A 16,729-nucleotide genomic window follows, 5' to 3' on the forward strand; every position below is an offset into this window, starting at 1 on the left:
TTCTCTCTTGAAAAAGTACCTGAAAACAGCTATTTATGCTCAAAAAATCAAAGATTGTAAGGTTTTAAGGTCAGAATTGAGTAATTTTGTGGTTTTAAACCCAATCATGAAAAATTTTCTCAGATTATTTCTTCTATGTATCCCTTTGCTGCTCCTAACCAGCTGTTTCGACATTCTTGATAAAGTGAATGTAAAGGCAGACGGTACAGGAGAGTATACCATTATTTTGAATGGCAGCAAAAGCAAAACAAGGCTGGCTTCAATCTCCAAAATGGAAACCATCAACGGGAAAAAAGTTCCAAAAAAAGCTGATATTGAAAATAAGATCAATGAAGCTGCAAAAATTTTCAAAGGAACTCCCGGGATCAGCAACGTAAAAACCTCCATGGATTTTGATAATTATATCATCAAACTGAGCTGTAACTTCAAAAAGATTGAAAACATCAATGCCGGACTGGAAAAACTTAAAGCTCAGAATATATTGGGTAAAATGATTCCTACTCAAATTTACAGCCAGAATCTTGAGAAAAAGACATTGACAAGAAATAAGGTCAATACTTTCAAAGCAGATTACGAAAAGATGAGCAAGGCGGATAAAGAAGTCTTTAACGATGCCAGATATACTTCCATCATGCAGTTCGAAAGTACGGTGAAATCACAAACCAACAATACTTATGTGCTTTCACCCAATAAAAAAGCGCTTAAACTGGAGGCTGATATCCTGGATCTGATTCTTCAGAAAAAACAAATACAAAACACTATTCTTTTTCAATAAATTTCTAAACTATAGTCATGAAATCTATCTTATTAAAAACACAAAAAATTATTTTTGTACTCTTTGGTTTTACACTGGTTTTTGCCCAAAATAGTATGAAAATCCCTGCTGATGCCGTATTTTATATGGAAGTCAACGGGAAAGAGCTTAATAACAAAATCAACTGGAATAAACTGAATCCTTTGCTGCATGAATTAAGCAAAAAGAACAAAGAAACCAAAGAAAACCTTTCATGGACAGATTATTCCAAAACCGGAATCAAATACGATGCTGTTCAATACCATTATGCAAGTTTTAATGATTCTATAAAAGCATACAATACCCATTTTATCATTGATAATAAGGAGAAGTTTCAGGAATTCATCAATTCTGTCAAGAAAAAAGGACAGGAAGTTTCTAATAAAAAGAACTATTCCTATGTAGATATCAATGACGATATTTTTGTTGCCTGGAACGGAAATCGTGCGGTTCTTAGGATGATAAGCTACACTAAACCTTATAAGGATCTTTGGTCAACAGAAGCCGTTGCAGACAGTACCGCTGTTGCCGTTGACTCCGTTTACGCAGAAGAAGGAGATACTGCTTATACTGATGAGCCGGAAAAACCTTTTGATTATAAAGAGGAAATCAAAAGCCTTAAAGACGATATTAAGTATCTGAAAGAAAGCATCAAAGATAACAACAACGAGATTGCAAGAATTCAAAAAGATATCAAATACCTTCAGAAACATCATAAATATCCTGAAGAGAAGGAAAGTGCTGAAAATGAAGAGGAAATGCCTAATGATGCTTATGCTTACGATGAAGAAGAGGATTTAGCTTACAAAAAAGAACAGGATTCTATCCGTAGAGAAAACTTCAAGATCGTTAAAAAGAATGCTGAAGATCATTTTGACCAATACTTCAGTTCAAATCTGGAAATTGAAGTTCCTAAAGAAATGCTGTCATTCAGAGATGCCAGTTCCGATGTTTTTGTCTACACAGACTACGGAAGAATTGTAGAGGAAGGAATCTATGGAAAGATGACGAAATTCTATAGTTATGGGCAGCTCTTTAAGAATATGTACAATTCCAACTATTATTATAATCTATATTTTGATAAAGATAAAGTAAGGCTGGTTAATAATTATCAGCATAAAAATTCTGACATTCAAAAGAATGTATCAGCTATTTATAAAGGGAAGAAAAATAAAAAACTGCTGGAACTTATCAATGAAAAAAGCGTTGGTTACTATGCAATGAATGTAAATGGGGCGAAATGTTTCGACATGATGTACAGCCTTCTCCAGGATTCCGGAGAAAATGAGTATAAAAAAGAAATGGAACTCATTATGGAAACCATGAAAATTGTTCTGGATGAAGAAGCCATTGCCAAAATAGCACCAGGAAACGGAATCTTTGTTTTAAATGAATTGAAATCTAAAAAAGTAGAGTACACTGACTATGAATACGATGCTGATTTCAACGAAAAAGAAGTAAAGAAAACTAAAGATATTGCTGTCCCTAACTTCACCTTTGCTTTTGCAACAGAAAATGAAGGGTACTGGAACCGTATTTTTGATTTGCTTACAACCAATAAAAAACTGTCTAAAAGATTCTCTAAAAAAGGAAACCTATACACCTTTAAAGATGAAAAGAATGGTGGATATGTAGATCAGCTGTTCTTTACAGTAAAGGATGGAGTAGTATATCTGATGAGTTCTGCTGACAATATCTTATCAGTAAACCAATCTGATGTTTCCAGAAAATGGGCGAAAGATTCAGCAAAATATCCTTTGTCAGGAAGATTGGATATTCAGAAACTTTTAACTGGTTTAGATAAAGAATTCAAAACCCCTAAAGAGAGAAAGGCATTGGATGCCATCAGAAAAAATGTAGGGGAACTGTATTATAAGACAGAAGTGAAAGGAGAGAGTATTCAGACTGAAATGAATTATAATATTAAAGATTCTTCAGAAAATAGTTTAATGTATTTCTTTGATGTATTCGATCAGGTTTTTAAAACAAAAGAAACCGAAGAAAAACCACAAATCCTATAGATGAACAAAAAGAAGATTATTGTCCCGTTAGTTTTATTACTCGCAGTTGCAGCATATTTTGTGGTTTTTCATAAAAATAAGAACCTCAGATATATTCCTGAAATTGCAGATGTGGTAGTTTTAATTGATATTAAAAAAGTAACGGGACAATATCTCTTCAGTCTTGCAGCACATCCTTCACATTGGTCAGGAAACAAAGCTAAAGGTAAAAGCGCAGGCTCACTGAAAGATTCAGGAATCAGAATTCCGGATTTCCTGCAGATTTTCCATATTAAAGACACAAAGTTTTCCGAATGGTACAGTGTTTTAGAACTTAAAGATTCCCAAAAATTCATTGCTTTTTTAAAGAAACAGAACTTTTTAGATAAAGGAAACAACCGTTTTCAGAAAGATCAGATTTTTCTTATGATCAATGGGAATCATTGTATTGCGGGAACTTCAGATTTGGCACTAGAAACCATCCAAAAAGAGATTCAGACTTCTTCAAACTCTGTCCGGGATGCAAACCAGTTTATTCATAACACGGCCGGAAGCATTTCTTTCATTTCCGGAAAGAAAATTCAAAACTTTTCTATTGAATTACATGATGATGAAATTGAAATTAAAAACAATTCAAATCCTGAAATCCTTAATGCTGTCGCTTCAAAACTCCAGAAGGGAAATCACTTTCTTGATCTGGAATTAGACAAAGAAAACATCAGGAATTTCAGCCGTTTTTTCAATAAAAGTATTGCTGATTCTTCACAAGCTGTTTACCTTAAAGCAACGGCAGATCTTGAACAGGTCAATGACACGATTGTCAGTTATGAATATGATGATAATTTCAATGAGGTTGAAAAAAAGTCCTTTCAAAAAATCATTCAGCCTAATTATACCATTGATATTAAAAGTGCTGATGCCAATAAAACCTGGGCGTATTTCCAGTCTAAAAAGTGGATCAACAGTGAAAATCAATTTACCGAAATTCCCTTCCAACCCAATCAAATCAGCAGAAATAACAATGGTGTTGTGATAAAATCAACCAGAAAACCAATAGTATTATCACCACTTTTAAAAGAAAACTATATTTTCATCAGAAACAGTGCTCTGTTGTATTCTTCTTTGAAAACGCTGGGCAATACTGAAAAAAGAATCATTTCAGATATAGAATATGTGTTGTATGAAAATAAATCGCAGGAGTATTGGGTGAAAATAAAAGCGAAAAACGGAGAATTACCCTTAATTTTACGCTGGTAACCATAGAAACCGAATAAAATTATCTATTAATGGCTCCATCAGACATTGCATTACTCAAAACCTTTACACACTATTTCCTGCATTTCGTTTTTCCGGTCTTTATTGCATTGATTTTTTATCGTAAAAACTGGAAGAAAGCTTATTTTATTCTCCTTGCTACAATGCTGGTAGATCTGGACCACCTTTTTGCTACTCCTATTTTTGATCCGTCAAGAGAAAGTATAGGTTTTCACTTCTTACATTCTTATTATGCCATTGCGGTGTATTTTTTGCTGGTGTTCTTTAAAGGAAATATCAGAATAATAGGAATCGGGCTTCTGTTTCATATGCTGACAGATTATCAGGACTTTAACTTCTGGCCTCATTAAAATATTATTAATATTTTCTTTTAATATTGAAATTTCTATAGATTTTTTGTATTTTGTAGTCACTTTATGAGACCTAAAGAATTCTTACACTACACCTATATTTTTCCTCTCCTTGCGGTAGGGTACTACTTTTCCGGAATGATGGGAACGGGAGTGCTTTATGATATTCTTGCAGGAATTTTATTGATTGGAAGTGTATTATCAGCAGTACACCATGCAGAAGTAGTCGCTCATAAAGTAGGAGAGCCTTTCGGAACCATTATTCTTGCCCTTTGTATCACCATCATTGAAGTTGCGCTTATTATCTCGCTGATGGTGGCCGGCGGAGATCAGGCGATCACGCTGGCCAGAGATACGGTTTTTGCCGCTGTAATGCTTATTCTTAACGGAATTCTGGGAATATGTATTCTTGTAGGTGGCGTTAAATATCATGAACAGTTCTTTGCAAGAACTTCAGCAACTACTTATCTGGTAAGTATTGTTTCAATTCTGGTACTCACCCTTGTTCTTCCCAATTTTACATCAAGTGTCAACGGACCTTTCTATAACGAAGCTCAACTTATTTTTATATCTATTGCCTGTCTTGTCATTTACGGTATTTTCCTGATGGTACAGACCGTTCGTCACAGAAGCTATTTTATTGTTCCTGATGAACATCCGGAAGAACATTATATCCCGTCATTGACAAAAACGCTTATCAGTTTTGGTTTTCTGGTGGTTTGCCTTGTTATTGTAGTGCTTATGGCAAAAGGATTATCTGATACAATAGAAGGAATGGTACAAAGTCTTGGAGCTCCAAAATCTTTGGTAGGGGTTATTATTGCAGCCGTTGTTCTTCTTCCTGAAGGTGTAGCCGCAATCCGTGCAGCCAGAGCTAATCAGATTCAGTCAAGCTTAAATCTGGCATTAGGTTCTGCATTGGCAAGTATTGGATTAACGATTCCTGCGGTGTCAGTGGTCTGCATTATGTATGATATTCCTCTGGTACTTGGATTGGACAAAAAAGACATTATCCTGCTTTCTTTATCTGTATTTATCGTAATGCTTTCATTAAGCCGCGGTAAGACCAATGTTCTGTACGGAACCGTTTTACTGGTAAACCTGGCCGCATATATCTTTACCGTAATAGTTCCTTAGATAAAAAAGGAAACCTGATAAAATAGATTCTGAGAATCCCACATCCCGTAGCTCACTACAGCCTTCTCGCCAATTCCATCTTGAAAGCCATTAGTTTTGCTATGTTTTCCGATTTGTAGATAGCCATATCTGCGTTTTCACCTGCGAAATTCTCCTCAATAGTAGTACGCCAAAGCTCTAGCCATCGGTCAAAATGTTTCTGTTCCATAGCCTGTATCTCATTAATCGGGAAATGAACGCCCATTGGATTTCCTTTATAAGACATCTGCCCGAAAAGAATAGATTCCCAGAAAGAATACATTTTAGGAAGATGTTTATCCCAATCTACTTTAGCAACATCATTAAAGAAAAATCCTATGGTTTCATCTTTAATTACCTTTGTATAAAATGCGTTGACAAGGTGCTCAATGTCCTCTCTTGACTCCAGTTTTTTCATATCTCAAATGTACTCCAAAATCAAATTAAAACTCAAATGAATCAATTGATAAAATTCATCAAAACAATATTTTATCTTTGCATCAGAATTAGCAGAAAGACGAAATCGTATAACCAACTCAAAAACAAATGAAATAGAATGACAGGAGGATTCAGAAAAAAGATCCGTCAGAAAAATGCGGAGAATAGTGGCTTCGGAACTAATGCCTCCGGAAGATTTATCAATAAAGACGGTCTTCCGAATGTTCAGAGAAGAGGAGTAAATGTTTTCAACAGGCTAAGTTGGTATCATACCATGCTGAATCTTTCTTCATTTCGCTTTATCTCCTATCTGGTTATAGCTTATATTCTGATCAATCTTCTTTTTGCAATGATCTATTACCTGATTGGGGTAGAGCATCTTACCGGAATAGATAAAAGTGATCCGTTGAATGAGTTTATCGACGTTTTTTTCTTCAGTTCCCAGACCTTCACAACAGTTGGATATGGAAGAATTGCTCCGGTGGGATTTTTGGCTAGTCTTGTGGCTACTTTTGAAGCGTTTTTGGGATTGCTTACCTTTGCCATTGCAACGGGACTTTTTTATGGAAGATTTTCAAGGCCGAGAGCATATTTACGATTTTCTGATATAGCAGTTATTGCCCCTTTTCAGGAATCCTCGGCATTAATGTTCAGGCTGGCTCCTTATAAGAATAATGCATTGACGGATGCAGACGTAATTGTATCTGTGGCCATTGAAGTGATAGAAAACGGAGTTGCAAAAAGTAATTTTTACAGGCTTACTACTCAGATGAGTAAGATTAATACATTGGCTCTTAACTGGACTGTAGTGCATAAAATAGATGAAAACTCCCCATTTTATGGTTTTTCAGAAGAGGATTTTAAAAATACCGATCTCGAACTTATTGTGCAGGTACGTGCATTTGATGAAGTATTTTCCAATACAGTAGTCCAACGGTCTTCTTACACCACAAGGGAAATTGTGTATGGAGCTAAATTTGTCCCTATGTACTATCCTAACAAAGAAAATCTCTCAACGGTTTTGGATCTGGATAAAATAAATGAATATAAGAAAGAAGAACTTCCGGATTCAACTGGAAATAATGAATAAATGGATTTAGATTTTTATAAAAAGCAAGCAATACAAAAGCAGAAAGAACACAAGAAATTTCTGGACGGATTAAAGAAAAAACCGCCCAAAAACCTCGATTATATTGTACAGGAAACCCATGATGAAGTTTTTGATGAAATAGATTGTTTACAATGTGCCAATTGCTGTAAAACAACTGGTCCTTTGTATACCGAAAAGGATATTGAACGTATTGCCAAGCATCTACGGATGAAATCTGCAGATTTTGAAGCAAAGTTTTTAAGAGTAGACGAAGACAATGATAAAGTACTGCAGAATCTTCCTTGTTATTTCCTGAACAGTGACAATACCTGTTCTATCTATGAAGTAAGGCCAAAAGCCTGCCGGGAATATCCTCATACAGACCGTAAAAAGATCTACCAGATTAATAATTTGATGCTGAAAAATACAGTGATCTGCCCGGCCGCCTTTGAATTCGTAGAAAAAATGATGAAAAATATAGCGAAGTAGTTTTAAAAGATAGAAGAAAGAAGATAGATGGGAGAGGGAAGTTATTACATTAAAGAAATGATGGTTCAACTGTGATAAACTTTCAGCTTCGGTCCTCCAGCCAAATTCGTTAGAATTATTTTTTGCAAATTCCTCTTAAATAATTATAAAGTACGTTAAATTAGCTTGTTACACATAATTTTATAAATGGTGCTTCGTTTAAGTTAAACAATCATTTAAATATTACATTATGAAAAAGTTATTTTTAACGGCAGCGTTTACATTAGTCGGAGTAATCGCAGTATCAGCACAATCAACACCACAAAAGCCAGCCGATACTTCTACTAATAACCCAACGACAACTCAAACACAACAACCGAATACACAGACTACAAGTCCTTCGGATCCAAAGACTCAACAGGAAAAAACACCTGCTACTACAATGGAAACAGCTCCTGCAACTGATCCAACTGTAAGTACAACACCTACAGATGCAACTAAACCTGCAGATGCACCAAAAGAAGAAAAGAAAGACAAAAAGAAGAAAAAGTAAAAGTACTTTAGCAAACACTAGTCGGAATCCTGAAATCTTGTATTTCAGGATTTTTTTGTTCAATTTCCTCTACTTTGAAGCGGACAATATTATTGACTAAGCCCAGCGGCAGATCATTAGAAATCGGAAACTATACCGCTCCTTTGGAATATGCATATTTTCTTTCTTCAAAATCTGCTTCAAAATTGCGGATCCCTTCAGCTCCGGGATAAAAGCCAATGTGTTTTTTATACGCGGCAAAATAAACCAAAGGTTTTCCTTTATACCTGAAAGCCGGCATCTGATATCCAATATATTCTTCCACATCAGGAACTAGTGAATGGATGGCTTGTCTTAGTTCAAGCAGCTTTTCCTGTACTTCTATCGGGAACAGAAGAATATATTCATCAATATTTTTAAACGTGTTTTTCATATTATAAAAATAAAAAAAGCGCTGCATTGAGCAGCGCTTTCTCCTTTCACTTTTTACTTTTTTCCCATTATCCCGGGAACAGGCTATATCAAAAAAGGTCGGGAATTTTTCCCAACCTTTATTTTTTCTGTTACACAACTCCTTGAGCCAACATTGCTTCTGCTACTTTTACGAAGCCGGCAATATTTGCACCTTTTACGTAGTTTACATAACCATCTTCGTCTTTTCCGTAGTCTCTACAAGCTTTGTGAATACCAATCATGATTTCCTTTAATCTTGCATCAACTTCTTCAGAAGTCCAGTTAAGACGGATAGAGTTCTGAGTCATTTCTAATCCTGATGTAGCAACACCTCCAGCATTGGAAGCTTTACCAGGAGAGAATAATACTTTATTATCTAAGAAATAGTTGATTGCATCTAGTGTAGAAGGCATGTTAGCAGCTTCAGTTACACAAACACATCCGTTTTCAACTAGTTTTCTTGCATCATCTAAATCTAGTTCGTTTTGAGTTGCAGAAGGGAAAGCAACATCACACTTCACATCCCAAGGACGTTTTCCAGCGTGGAATTCAGCAGAAGGATATTTTTTAGCATAATCTTCAGCTCTGTTGTTTCCTGAAGATCTAAGTTCTAATAAATAATCGATCTTTTCTCCGCTGATACCATCTTTATCATAGATATATCCATCTGGTCCAGAGATTGTTACTACTTTAGCACCTAGTTCAGTTGCTTTTTTGATAACTCCCCATGCTACGTTTCCGAAACCTGATACAGTTACTGTTTTACCTTCGAAGTTTTGTCCGATAGTCTTAAGCATCTGCTCAGCAAAATATACTACACCGTATCCTGTAGCTTCAGGACGGATTAATGAACCTCCGTAAGCTAGACCTTTTCCAGTAAGAACTCCGGTAAACTCATTTCTGATTTTTTTGTACTGTCCGAATAAATATCCGATTTCTCTTGCTCCAACACCGATATCTCCTGCAGGTACGTCTGTTTCAGGACCGATGTGCTTGCACAATTCTGTCATGAAAGCCTGGCAGAAACGCATTACTTCCATATCAGATTTTCCTTGTGGATCGAAATCTGAACCTCCTTTACCTCCTCCCATTGGAAGAGTTGTTAAAGAGTTTTTGAATACTTGTTCAAAAGCTAAGAACTTAAGAACTGATAAGTTTACAGTAGGATGGAAACGGATTCCTCCTTTATATGGTCCAATAGCAGAGTTCATTTGGATTCTGAAACCTCTGTTAACCTGAATTTCTCCTTTATCATCAACCCATGGAACTCTGAAAATAATAATTCTTTCAGCTTCAGCCATTCTTTCAAGCAGCTTCATTCCTGTGTATTCTTTTTTAGTAGCAATGAATGGAATTACAGTTACGGCAACTTCTTTTACAGCCTGTAAGAACTCCGGTTCGTTAGGATTTTTTGCTTCAATTTTTGCAATAAACTCTTGGATTTTCTGGTCAATATTATATTGTTCCATATATTAAGGTTGAATATTATTGTCAACAAATTTAATTTTTTTTTCAAGATTCACAACACTGTATTTCAACATTGTTAAAAATTAAATAATAATGTTTCGTAATATTATTAAATTAATAATTTGTGTTCAAATTTTATTAAAAATGAAATGTTATGTGTGAAATAATGCAATATTAAGAAATCATTAAATCTTAAATTGCGATGAATTGCCTCCCGGAAAATGATTTTACTTTCCCTAAAAGTTCCAATTCCAAAATTATTGGTAAGATTTTGTGAGTAGGAAGCTCAATTTTCTGGGACAGATCATCCAAAGAAATCTGAGGCTGGTCTTTAATTGATTTATATATTAAATGTTGATTATCAGAAAGTTGTATTGTGGTCTCACTATAAGGAAATAACTCTCCAATTTTTTCTTTAGGAGCATTAAACCCCAACATACCGATAAGATCTTTTATGGTAGAAATGGCTGTTGCTTTGTTATGGAAAATCAGCTGATTACATCCCTGGCTGCAGAGATCTGTAATTTTCCCTGGAAGGGCAAAAACGTCCCTATTATAATCATTGGCAAAAGCGGCCGTACTTACAGATCCTCCTCCAAAACCGGTTTCCACTACAATGGTTGCGGGGGACATTCCTGCCACAATTCTATTTCTCTGAATGAAGTTTTCGCGGTCTGGTTTTTGGGAAGAGCTGAACTCTGTGATTAATGCTCCTCCTTCCTGAAGGATTTTCTCAGAAAGCTTCCTGTTTTTTGCCGGATATAAATATTGAAAGCCGTGTGCAAGGACTGCTATTGTAGGTTTCTGATGAAGAATAGACTGCTCATGAACCTCTTTGTCAACTCCCAGAGCAAGGCCGCTTACCGATAGATAAGTAGAAGATTGAGAGGCTTCAAACAAGTCTTCAATAAACTGCCGGCCATATGACGTCATATTTCTGGTTCCGACGATACTGACTTTTGAAATTGAATCATCAATGTTTCCTTTTTGATAAAGAATAGCAGGTGCATCATTACATTCGTTAAGCAGAAAAGGTGTTTCACCAAGATGTTTCAGCCTGACCTGAATATTATTCTTTTCGCAAAAATTTAATTCTTCTTCTGCGGATTCCAAATGCTTATTATTCCCAATGTCTGAAACTGTTTTTTGTCCTATGCCTTCCAGCTTTTTGTATTCTTTCTTTGCTCTTCTCCAGGCTTCCTGGGCACTTCCAAAAGTACGGACAAGTTTATGAAAATGAATGTCGCCTATCTGGCTGCATTCGCGGAGGGCGATTGCATATAAGTATTCTTCGGAAATCATGTGTGTTTTTTTTCAAATGTAGTGAATTAAGTGTTATCTCTTCCTCAATTCATCCAAATGATCCCAGATATCATCTCTTTTTTTATACGGAAGTTCCATAAAATCTTCCGGATGGTTTTCTTTATATTCCTGCCACAGTTTATCATCCTTTTCACTATAATAATTAGGAAATTCCCAAATAAATTTTTTCTTCTTTTCTCCAACATTTTTGAAGGCAAATGCAATAATACTTCCTACTACAGCTCCGGAAAGATGGGCCTGCCACGAAATTTTACTCGGCTCCTGCATGTTATAAAACAACTCTTCCGGCAACATTCCCCAGACTAAACTTCCATAATACAGGACAACAAGCATGGAAATGGTCAGAAGTTTTGTATTCCATTTAAATACACCGCTGAAAAAAAGGAAGAAGGCAAGTACATACACTACACCACTGGCTCCGATTGTACATGTGTACATATATTCACCGGAGAGAATGTCGATTGGAGGAAGAAGCCACACCAAAAGCCCTGTTGCCAGCCAGCCGATAATAAAAACTTTGTTGGCAACCACAGGATAAAATTGATAGAGCAAAAACATAAGAGCAGCTATCGGAATAGAGTTTCCTATAATATGATCTATATTTCCATGCAAAAGAGGAGAGGTAACGATACCGAGCAGTCCTTCAGGCAAAAGTGGAATGATCGCTCCAAAGCAGCTTTGAAAAAAGCCCTGCATTTGTAAGAAATACCCGAACCACATCGCAGAAAGCATCAGCAAAGGGTATATAATCGCTCTTTTGGAAATTGCATTTTTAAACATGAGGATTTTACGTCAAATCAAAAGCCAATGATAAATTTCGGAAAATTTGTCGATGAATCAATTTCTACCTACCTGATTTTAAGACAAAAGGTTTCAAATTTATTTTTTAAACTTATTATTTTGGCATTGATTTTATAGAGATATCTTATTGTTAGGTAATTAATAGCATTCTTTAAAGCTGAATTTACCTTTAAAAAAAATTATATTAATACTTTTGCAATGAAAATTATTTGAGTAATGAAGAAGTTTTTATTGATTCTTTCCTTTTTTATGGGGATTTATGCAAGTGCACAAGAAGAGTTGAAGAAAGATTCTGTTGTGGCTGATACAGTAAAATACTGGTCGGTGATAGGAAAAAACACATTAATGATCAATCAGGCTGCCTTTTCAAACTGGGTAGGAGGTGGAGCCAACAACGTAGGATGGCTTGCCGGGATCAATTACAATCTGACGTATGAAAAAGACAACGACCTCTGGGAGAATATCATTATTCTGGGGTATGGACAGAATGATACCAAAGGATTGGGAATAAGAAAAACGCAGGATGTGATCAACGTTTCTACCAATTATGGGCGAAAATTCTCAAAAAGCTGGTATTTCTCTTTGGGTGCGGGATTGCAATCACAGTTTGCTGCAGGATATGAAGATGGAAACAACCCTGAAGCCAAAAAGATCTCAAATTTTATGGCCCCGGGCTACCTGAACGTCGGGATGGGTATCACCTATAGGCCGAATGATGATCTGACGGTAACTTTGCGTCCTACCAACGCCAGATGGACCTTTGTACTGGACAAGGACCTTCAGATGGCAGGAAGCTATGGTTTGAAAAGTGATGGAGACTCTTCCTTATTGCAGTTCGGTTTCCTGGGAACAGCAATTTATAAGCTGAAAATAATGGAAGATATTTATCTGACGAATACGGCTTCGGTTTTCTCGAATTACCTTGACCGCCCGGACAGATTGGTTCTTGCTTACGGAGCTTTATTAAACCTTAAAGTCAACAAATATATTTCATCCAATGTGACGGTTGATTTACTGTATGATCACAACCAAATCGAGAAAACGCAGCTGAAACAAACCCTTGGAATTGGGTTCGCTTATACCATTGATAATGGTGTGAAGCGTTCTGATCGTAAGGACAGTCAATGGTGGATTAAAAAGTAATATGAGAAATCAATTTTAATATAAAGACACTTCAGAAATGAGGTGTTTTTTGTTTTGAAAATACTGTAGTTTTAAGTTGACTTAAGTTTGGGGTGTAATAGAGTTTTGTTTAAATGATTTGTTTTCATTGTATTATAAGCGAAAAATCAACTATGTTAAATTCATTTTAAAGTGAATTTTCTTCTGACGTAGATTATTATTTATACATTTGTAATAAATCGACATTATGAAAAAACTTTTATTGATCGGTTCCATTTCTTTTGGAGCGATAGCTTTGGCGCAAGAAACTAAAACAGATGCTCCTGCAGCAGACACCGTTAAAGCCTGGTCTATTCAGGGACAAAATACATTAATGCTTAATCAGGCTGCCTTTTCAAACTGGGTAGGTGGTGGAGCCAACAACGTAGGATGGCTTGCCGGTGTCAATTACAACCTGACTTATGAGAAGGGGAAAGATCTTTGGGAAAATATCATTATTCTGGGTTATGGACAGAATAATACCCAGGGAACAGGAGTGAGAAAAACTCAGGATGTTATCAACCTTTCTACAAACTATGGTAGAAAATTTGCCGAAAGCTGGTATTTCTCCGCAGGAGCAGGCCTTCAGACTCAGTTTGCTCCGGGATATGAAGATGGAAACAATCCTGATGCTAAAAAGATTTCCAATTTCATGGCTCCCGGATATTTAAATGTAGGTGCAGGGGTTACTTACCGTCCTAATGATAATCTGACCGTAACATTGCGTCCTGCTAATGCGAGATGGACTTTTGTTTTAGACAAGGATCTCCAGACTGCCGGAACGTATGGCCTTAAAAATGATGGTGATTCATCACTTTTCCAGTTCGGTTTTCTTGGAACAGCCATCTATAAGATCAAAATCATGGAGAATATTAATCTGACGAATACAGCGTCAGTATTTTCAAATTATCTGGATCATCCTGATAGATTGGTACTGGCTTACGGAGCGGTTTTAAATATGAAGATCAATAAATATATTTCATCCAATATTACCCTGGATCTTCTGTATGACCACAATCAGATCTGGAAGACACAGTTGAAGCAGACGTTGGGCGTAGGTCTGGCTTATAATTTTGATAATGGTAAGAAACGTTCGGATAATAAGGATAACCAAGGCTGGTTAAAGAAATAAGAGAGAACTCGTAAGAAATAAAAAAAAGCACTTCAAAAAGAAGTGCTTTTTCGTATCAATATATATAAGTCTTAGAATTCTATATCTACTCCTAGTTTTTCAGCCAATAGCTTAGAAATTTTTTCCTTTAGAGGCTCAATATCAATGTTCTGCATGGCATCATTTGCGAAAGCATATAAAAGTAATGCCTGAGCTTCTTTTTTAGAGATTCCTCTTGCTCTCAGATAGAATAAAGCATCTTCATTCAGCTGGCCTACCGTACATCCGTGAGAACATTTTACATCATCTGCAAAGATCTCCAACTGAGGTTTTGTATCAATACTTGCCCCCTCACTTAGTAACACGTTATTGTTTTGCTGATAAGCGTTTGTCTTCTGCGCAATTTTATCTACAAAAACTTTTCCGTTGAAAACTCCGTGGGCATTACCATCGAAGATTCCTTTATAATTCTGATAACTTTCACAGTTCGGGAAATTATGGTGAACCGCCGTATGGTGGTCTACGAGCTGATCTTTCCCGATGATTGTGATTCCGTTCATGAATGAATTGATATTTGACCCATTATGAATAAAATCAAGGTTATTTCTTACCAGTTTACCTCCGAAAGAGAACGTATTTACAGTAGTTAAGCTGTCTTTCTCCTGTCTTGCGAAAGTACTGTCGATAAGATAGGTTGTGTTGTTGTCATTCTGAAGTTTGTGCCAGTCTGCTTTTGCATTCGGATAAGTAAAGATCTCCGTTACAGAGTTTGTCAATACATACGTGCTGTCAAAATTATGGTGGCTTTCAATCACTTCTACTTTGGCTCCTTCTTCTACAATCAAAAGATTTCTTGTATTGTAGAATGTGTTTTCCTCCTGATTTTGAGAAATATAGAAAACGTGGATTGGTTTTTCAATCACTACATTTTTAGGAACCTTAAGGAAGAATCCATATTTGCAATAAGCAAGGTTCAGGTTAGTAAAAGCCTGTTCTTTAGAAGCAATCGTATTGAAATATTTTTCAAAAACCTCTTTATGCTTCTCATCGTTTAATGCATAGTTGAATGAAAGAAATTCTACATTTTCAATAGAAACTTTAGAAAGCTCTTTGTGAAGTTTACCGTTTACAAAAACAATCCAATCAAAATTTTCTTCCCCAAGGTGCAATTCATCAAACTGCTCCTTAGTGATATTGTGGTTCTCTTTCGGGAAGAAGTTGTAGCTTTTTTCCGTGATTTCCTTTAGATTGGTATATTTATATTCTTCGTCTTTTTTAGTAGGAAAACCAAGGTCTGCAAATCTCTGAAGAGCTGCTTTTCTTTCATCATCCAGAAATCTGTGACGAAGACTCTCCAAAAATTCATTATGGTTCTCTGTAAGTTGTTCTTTTAATGCCATTACTGGTATATCTGTGGTTTGCACCATTTTTTCTTTTTTTTTGAACTAAAATATTGTTATTCCGAGGAATAGGGAATCCAATTTTTAATAGTAGAGATTCTTTATTTTGACAGGCTTCACGAATGAATGATTGCTAAAAATTTTAATCTCTGAAATAATATATTCTTCTTAGTTAAGAAGCCAGTCGTAACCTTTTTCTTCAAGCTCTAATGCTAAAGATTTATCACCGGTTTTGATGATTTTTCCATCTGCTAGAACGTGAACGAAGTCAGGTTGAATATAGTTAAGCAATCTTTGATAGTGCGTAATCAAAAGAACTGCATTTCCTTCATTTTTAAAGTGGTTTACTCCATCTGCTACGATTCTTAAAGCATCGATATCCAATCCTGAATCAGTCTCATCAAGGATAGCTAATTTAGGATTAAGCATCATCATCTGGAAGATTTCGTTTCTTTTCTTTTCACCTCCGGAGAATCCCTCGTTTAATGATCTTGAAAGGAAATCTTTCTTGATGCCTAGTTTTTCAGATTTTTCACGGATTAATGCAAGCATTTCTTTTGCAGGCATTTCTTCCAATCCATTTGCTTTTCTTGTTTCGTTTAAAGCAGCCTTGATAAAGTTCGTTACAGAAACTCCCGGAATTTCCACTGGATATTGGAAAGAAAGGAAAATTCCTTTGTGTGCTCTATCTTCAGGAGCGTCTTCACTGATGTCTTCTCCCTGGAAAAGAATTTCTCCACCAGTCACTTCGTAATCTTCTTTTCCTGCGATTACAGAAGAAAGGGTAGATTTCCCGGCTCCGTTCGGCCCCATGATAGCGTGAACTTCGCCTGGCTTTATTTCAAGATTAATACCTTTTAATATTTCTGCGCCATCTTCAATTTTGGCGTGAAGGTTTTTAATTTCTAACAT

At 36.0% G+C, this 16,729-nt stretch carries 17 protein-coding genes; 10 read left to right on the plus strand and 7 right to left on the minus strand.

Features of this window, described 5'->3' with window-relative positions:
* Positions 1-106 precede the first annotated feature (106 nt).
* From ACLMCG_RS12535 to ACLMCG_RS12555, 5 genes are all read left to right on the plus strand, one after another.
* Complete coding sequence (locus tag ACLMCG_RS12535) at positions 107-775, plus strand: hypothetical protein (RefSeq protein ID WP_223598309.1); 669 nt, start codon at positions 107-109, stop codon at positions 773-775.
* A 17-nt stretch (positions 776-792) separates the two neighbouring features.
* Positions 793-2,814, plus strand: a complete 2,022-nt coding sequence (locus tag ACLMCG_RS12540) for a hypothetical protein (RefSeq protein ID WP_413959794.1) — start codon at positions 793-795, stop codon at positions 2,812-2,814.
* Complete coding sequence (locus ACLMCG_RS12545; protein WP_413959795.1) at positions 2,815-4,050, plus strand: hypothetical protein; 1,236 nt, start codon at positions 2,815-2,817, stop codon at positions 4,048-4,050.
* Between the two features lie 29 nt (positions 4,051-4,079).
* A complete protein-coding gene (locus ACLMCG_RS12550; protein WP_223598312.1) occupies positions 4,080-4,418 on the plus strand; it encodes a DUF6122 family protein in 339 nt (112 codons plus the stop codon).
* A 66-nt stretch (positions 4,419-4,484) separates the two neighbouring features.
* The gene (locus tag ACLMCG_RS12555) at positions 4,485-5,555 is read left to right on the plus strand and encodes a calcium:proton antiporter (protein WP_223598313.1); all 1,071 of its coding nucleotides are present in this window, start codon (positions 4,485-4,487) and stop codon (positions 5,553-5,555) included.
* Positions 5,556-5,610: 55 nt separating this feature from the next.
* Here the strand turns inward: ACLMCG_RS12555 and ACLMCG_RS12560 are convergent, their stop codons facing one another.
* Positions 5,611-5,991 (minus strand): group III truncated hemoglobin, encoded by a 381-nt coding sequence (locus ACLMCG_RS12560; protein ID WP_223598314.1) that lies wholly within the window; start codon positions 5,989-5,991, stop codon positions 5,611-5,613.
* 138 nt (positions 5,992-6,129) lie between these two features.
* On the opposite strand from ACLMCG_RS12560, the gene ACLMCG_RS12565 reads away from it, so the two are divergent.
* The 3 genes from ACLMCG_RS12565 to ACLMCG_RS12575 all read left to right on the plus strand — a co-directional run bounded on the left by ACLMCG_RS12565 (position 6,130) and on the right by ACLMCG_RS12575 (position 8,122).
* On the plus strand, positions 6,130-7,101 hold the full coding sequence (locus ACLMCG_RS12565) for an ion channel (protein ID WP_223598315.1): 972 nt from the start codon (positions 6,130-6,132) through the stop codon (positions 7,099-7,101).
* Complete coding sequence (locus ACLMCG_RS12570) at positions 7,102-7,590, plus strand: YkgJ family cysteine cluster protein (protein ID WP_213277657.1); 489 nt, start codon at positions 7,102-7,104, stop codon at positions 7,588-7,590.
* Between the two features lie 229 nt (positions 7,591-7,819).
* Positions 7,820-8,122: a hypothetical protein gene (locus ACLMCG_RS12575; protein WP_077413351.1), complete on the plus strand. Its 303-nt coding sequence runs from the start codon at positions 7,820-7,822 to the stop codon at positions 8,120-8,122.
* 130 nt (positions 8,123-8,252) lie between these two features.
* Here the strand turns inward: ACLMCG_RS12575 and ACLMCG_RS12580 are convergent, their stop codons facing one another.
* The 4 genes from ACLMCG_RS12580 to ACLMCG_RS12595 all read right to left on the minus strand — a co-directional run bounded on the left by ACLMCG_RS12580 (position 8,253) and on the right by ACLMCG_RS12595 (position 12,124).
* Positions 8,253-8,534, minus strand: coding sequence for an iron chaperone (locus ACLMCG_RS12580; protein WP_413959796.1), 282 nt, complete (start codon positions 8,532-8,534; stop codon positions 8,253-8,255).
* Between the two features lie 130 nt (positions 8,535-8,664).
* Positions 8,665-10,023 carry an NADP-specific glutamate dehydrogenase gene (gene gdhA / locus ACLMCG_RS12585; protein ID WP_047380182.1) on the minus strand — a complete coding sequence of 453 codons (1,359 nt, stop codon included), beginning with the start codon at positions 10,021-10,023 and terminating at the stop codon, positions 8,665-8,667.
* A gap of 190 nt (positions 10,024-10,213) precedes the next feature.
* Positions 10,214-11,323 carry a DNA-processing protein DprA gene (gene dprA / locus ACLMCG_RS12590; protein WP_413959797.1) on the minus strand — a complete coding sequence of 370 codons (1,110 nt, stop codon included), beginning with the start codon at positions 11,321-11,323 and terminating at the stop codon, positions 10,214-10,216.
* 33 nt (positions 11,324-11,356) lie between these two features.
* Positions 11,357-12,124, minus strand: coding sequence for a rhomboid family intramembrane serine protease (locus tag ACLMCG_RS12595; protein WP_213277661.1), 768 nt, complete (start codon positions 12,122-12,124; stop codon positions 11,357-11,359).
* Between the two features lie 237 nt (positions 12,125-12,361).
* Here ACLMCG_RS12595 and ACLMCG_RS12600 point away from each other — a divergent pair, with 237 nt between their 5' ends.
* Positions 12,362-13,288, plus strand: coding sequence for a DUF3078 domain-containing protein (locus ACLMCG_RS12600; protein ID WP_413959798.1), 927 nt, complete (start codon positions 12,362-12,364; stop codon positions 13,286-13,288).
* A 226-nt stretch (positions 13,289-13,514) separates the two neighbouring features.
* A complete protein-coding gene (locus ACLMCG_RS12605) occupies positions 13,515-14,438 on the plus strand; it encodes a DUF3078 domain-containing protein (protein WP_223598319.1) in 924 nt (307 codons plus the stop codon).
* Positions 14,439-14,509: 71 nt separating this feature from the next.
* Here the strand turns inward: ACLMCG_RS12605 and sufD are convergent, their stop codons facing one another.
* Both sufD and sufC read right to left on the minus strand, forming a co-directional pair.
* Positions 14,510-15,844 carry a Fe-S cluster assembly protein SufD gene (gene sufD / locus ACLMCG_RS12610; protein WP_374200527.1) on the minus strand — a complete coding sequence of 445 codons (1,335 nt, stop codon included), beginning with the start codon at positions 15,842-15,844 and terminating at the stop codon, positions 14,510-14,512.
* 141 nt (positions 15,845-15,985) lie between these two features.
* Entirely contained in the window at positions 15,986-16,729 is a 744-nt protein-coding gene (gene sufC, locus ACLMCG_RS12615; protein ID WP_047376159.1) for a Fe-S cluster assembly ATPase SufC, read from the minus strand.

Source organism: Chryseobacterium sp. S90 (assembly GCF_047444895.1).
Taxonomy (GTDB): domain Bacteria; phylum Bacteroidota; class Bacteroidia; order Flavobacteriales; family Weeksellaceae; genus Chryseobacterium.

Bases quoted from the DNA above. Each gene is read 5' to 3' on its own strand.
- ACLMCG_RS12535 (WP_223598309.1), top strand. From the start codon at position 107: ATGAAAAATTTTCTCAGATTATTTCTTCTATGTATCCCTTTGCTGCTC.
- ACLMCG_RS12540 (WP_413959794.1), top strand. From the start codon at position 793: ATGAAATCTATCTTATTAAAAACACAAAAAATTATTTTTGTACTCTTT.
- ACLMCG_RS12545 (WP_413959795.1), top strand. From the start codon at position 2,815: ATGAACAAAAAGAAGATTATTGTCCCGTTAGTTTTATTACTCGCAGTT.
- ACLMCG_RS12550 (WP_223598312.1), top strand. From the start codon at position 4,080: ATGGCTCCATCAGACATTGCATTACTCAAAACCTTTACACACTATTTC.
- ACLMCG_RS12555 (WP_223598313.1), top strand. From the start codon at position 4,485: ATGAGACCTAAAGAATTCTTACACTACACCTATATTTTTCCTCTCCTT.
- ACLMCG_RS12560 (WP_223598314.1), bottom strand. From the start codon at position 5,991: ATGAAAAAACTGGAGTCAAGAGAGGACATTGAGCACCTTGTCAACGCA.
- ACLMCG_RS12565 (WP_223598315.1), top strand. From the start codon at position 6,130: ATGACAGGAGGATTCAGAAAAAAGATCCGTCAGAAAAATGCGGAGAAT.
- ACLMCG_RS12570 (WP_213277657.1), top strand. From the start codon at position 7,102: ATGGATTTAGATTTTTATAAAAAGCAAGCAATACAAAAGCAGAAAGAA.
- ACLMCG_RS12575 (WP_077413351.1), top strand. From the start codon at position 7,820: ATGAAAAAGTTATTTTTAACGGCAGCGTTTACATTAGTCGGAGTAATC.
- ACLMCG_RS12580 (WP_413959796.1), bottom strand. From the start codon at position 8,534: ATGAAAAACACGTTTAAAAATATTGATGAATATATTCTTCTGTTCCCG.
- gdhA (WP_047380182.1), bottom strand. From the start codon at position 10,023: ATGGAACAATATAATATTGACCAGAAAATCCAAGAGTTTATTGCAAAA.
- dprA (WP_413959797.1), bottom strand. From the start codon at position 11,323: ATGATTTCCGAAGAATACTTATATGCAATCGCCCTCCGCGAATGCAGC.
- ACLMCG_RS12595 (WP_213277661.1), bottom strand. From the start codon at position 12,124: ATGTTTAAAAATGCAATTTCCAAAAGAGCGATTATATACCCTTTGCTG.
- ACLMCG_RS12600 (WP_413959798.1), top strand. From the start codon at position 12,362: ATGAAGAAGTTTTTATTGATTCTTTCCTTTTTTATGGGGATTTATGCA.
- ACLMCG_RS12605 (WP_223598319.1), top strand. From the start codon at position 13,515: ATGAAAAAACTTTTATTGATCGGTTCCATTTCTTTTGGAGCGATAGCT.
- sufD (WP_374200527.1), bottom strand. From the start codon at position 15,844: ATGGTGCAAACCACAGATATACCAGTAATGGCATTAAAAGAACAACTT.
- sufC (WP_047376159.1), bottom strand. From the start codon at position 16,729: ATGTTAGAAATTAAAAACCTTCACGCCAAAATTGAAGATGGCGCAGAA.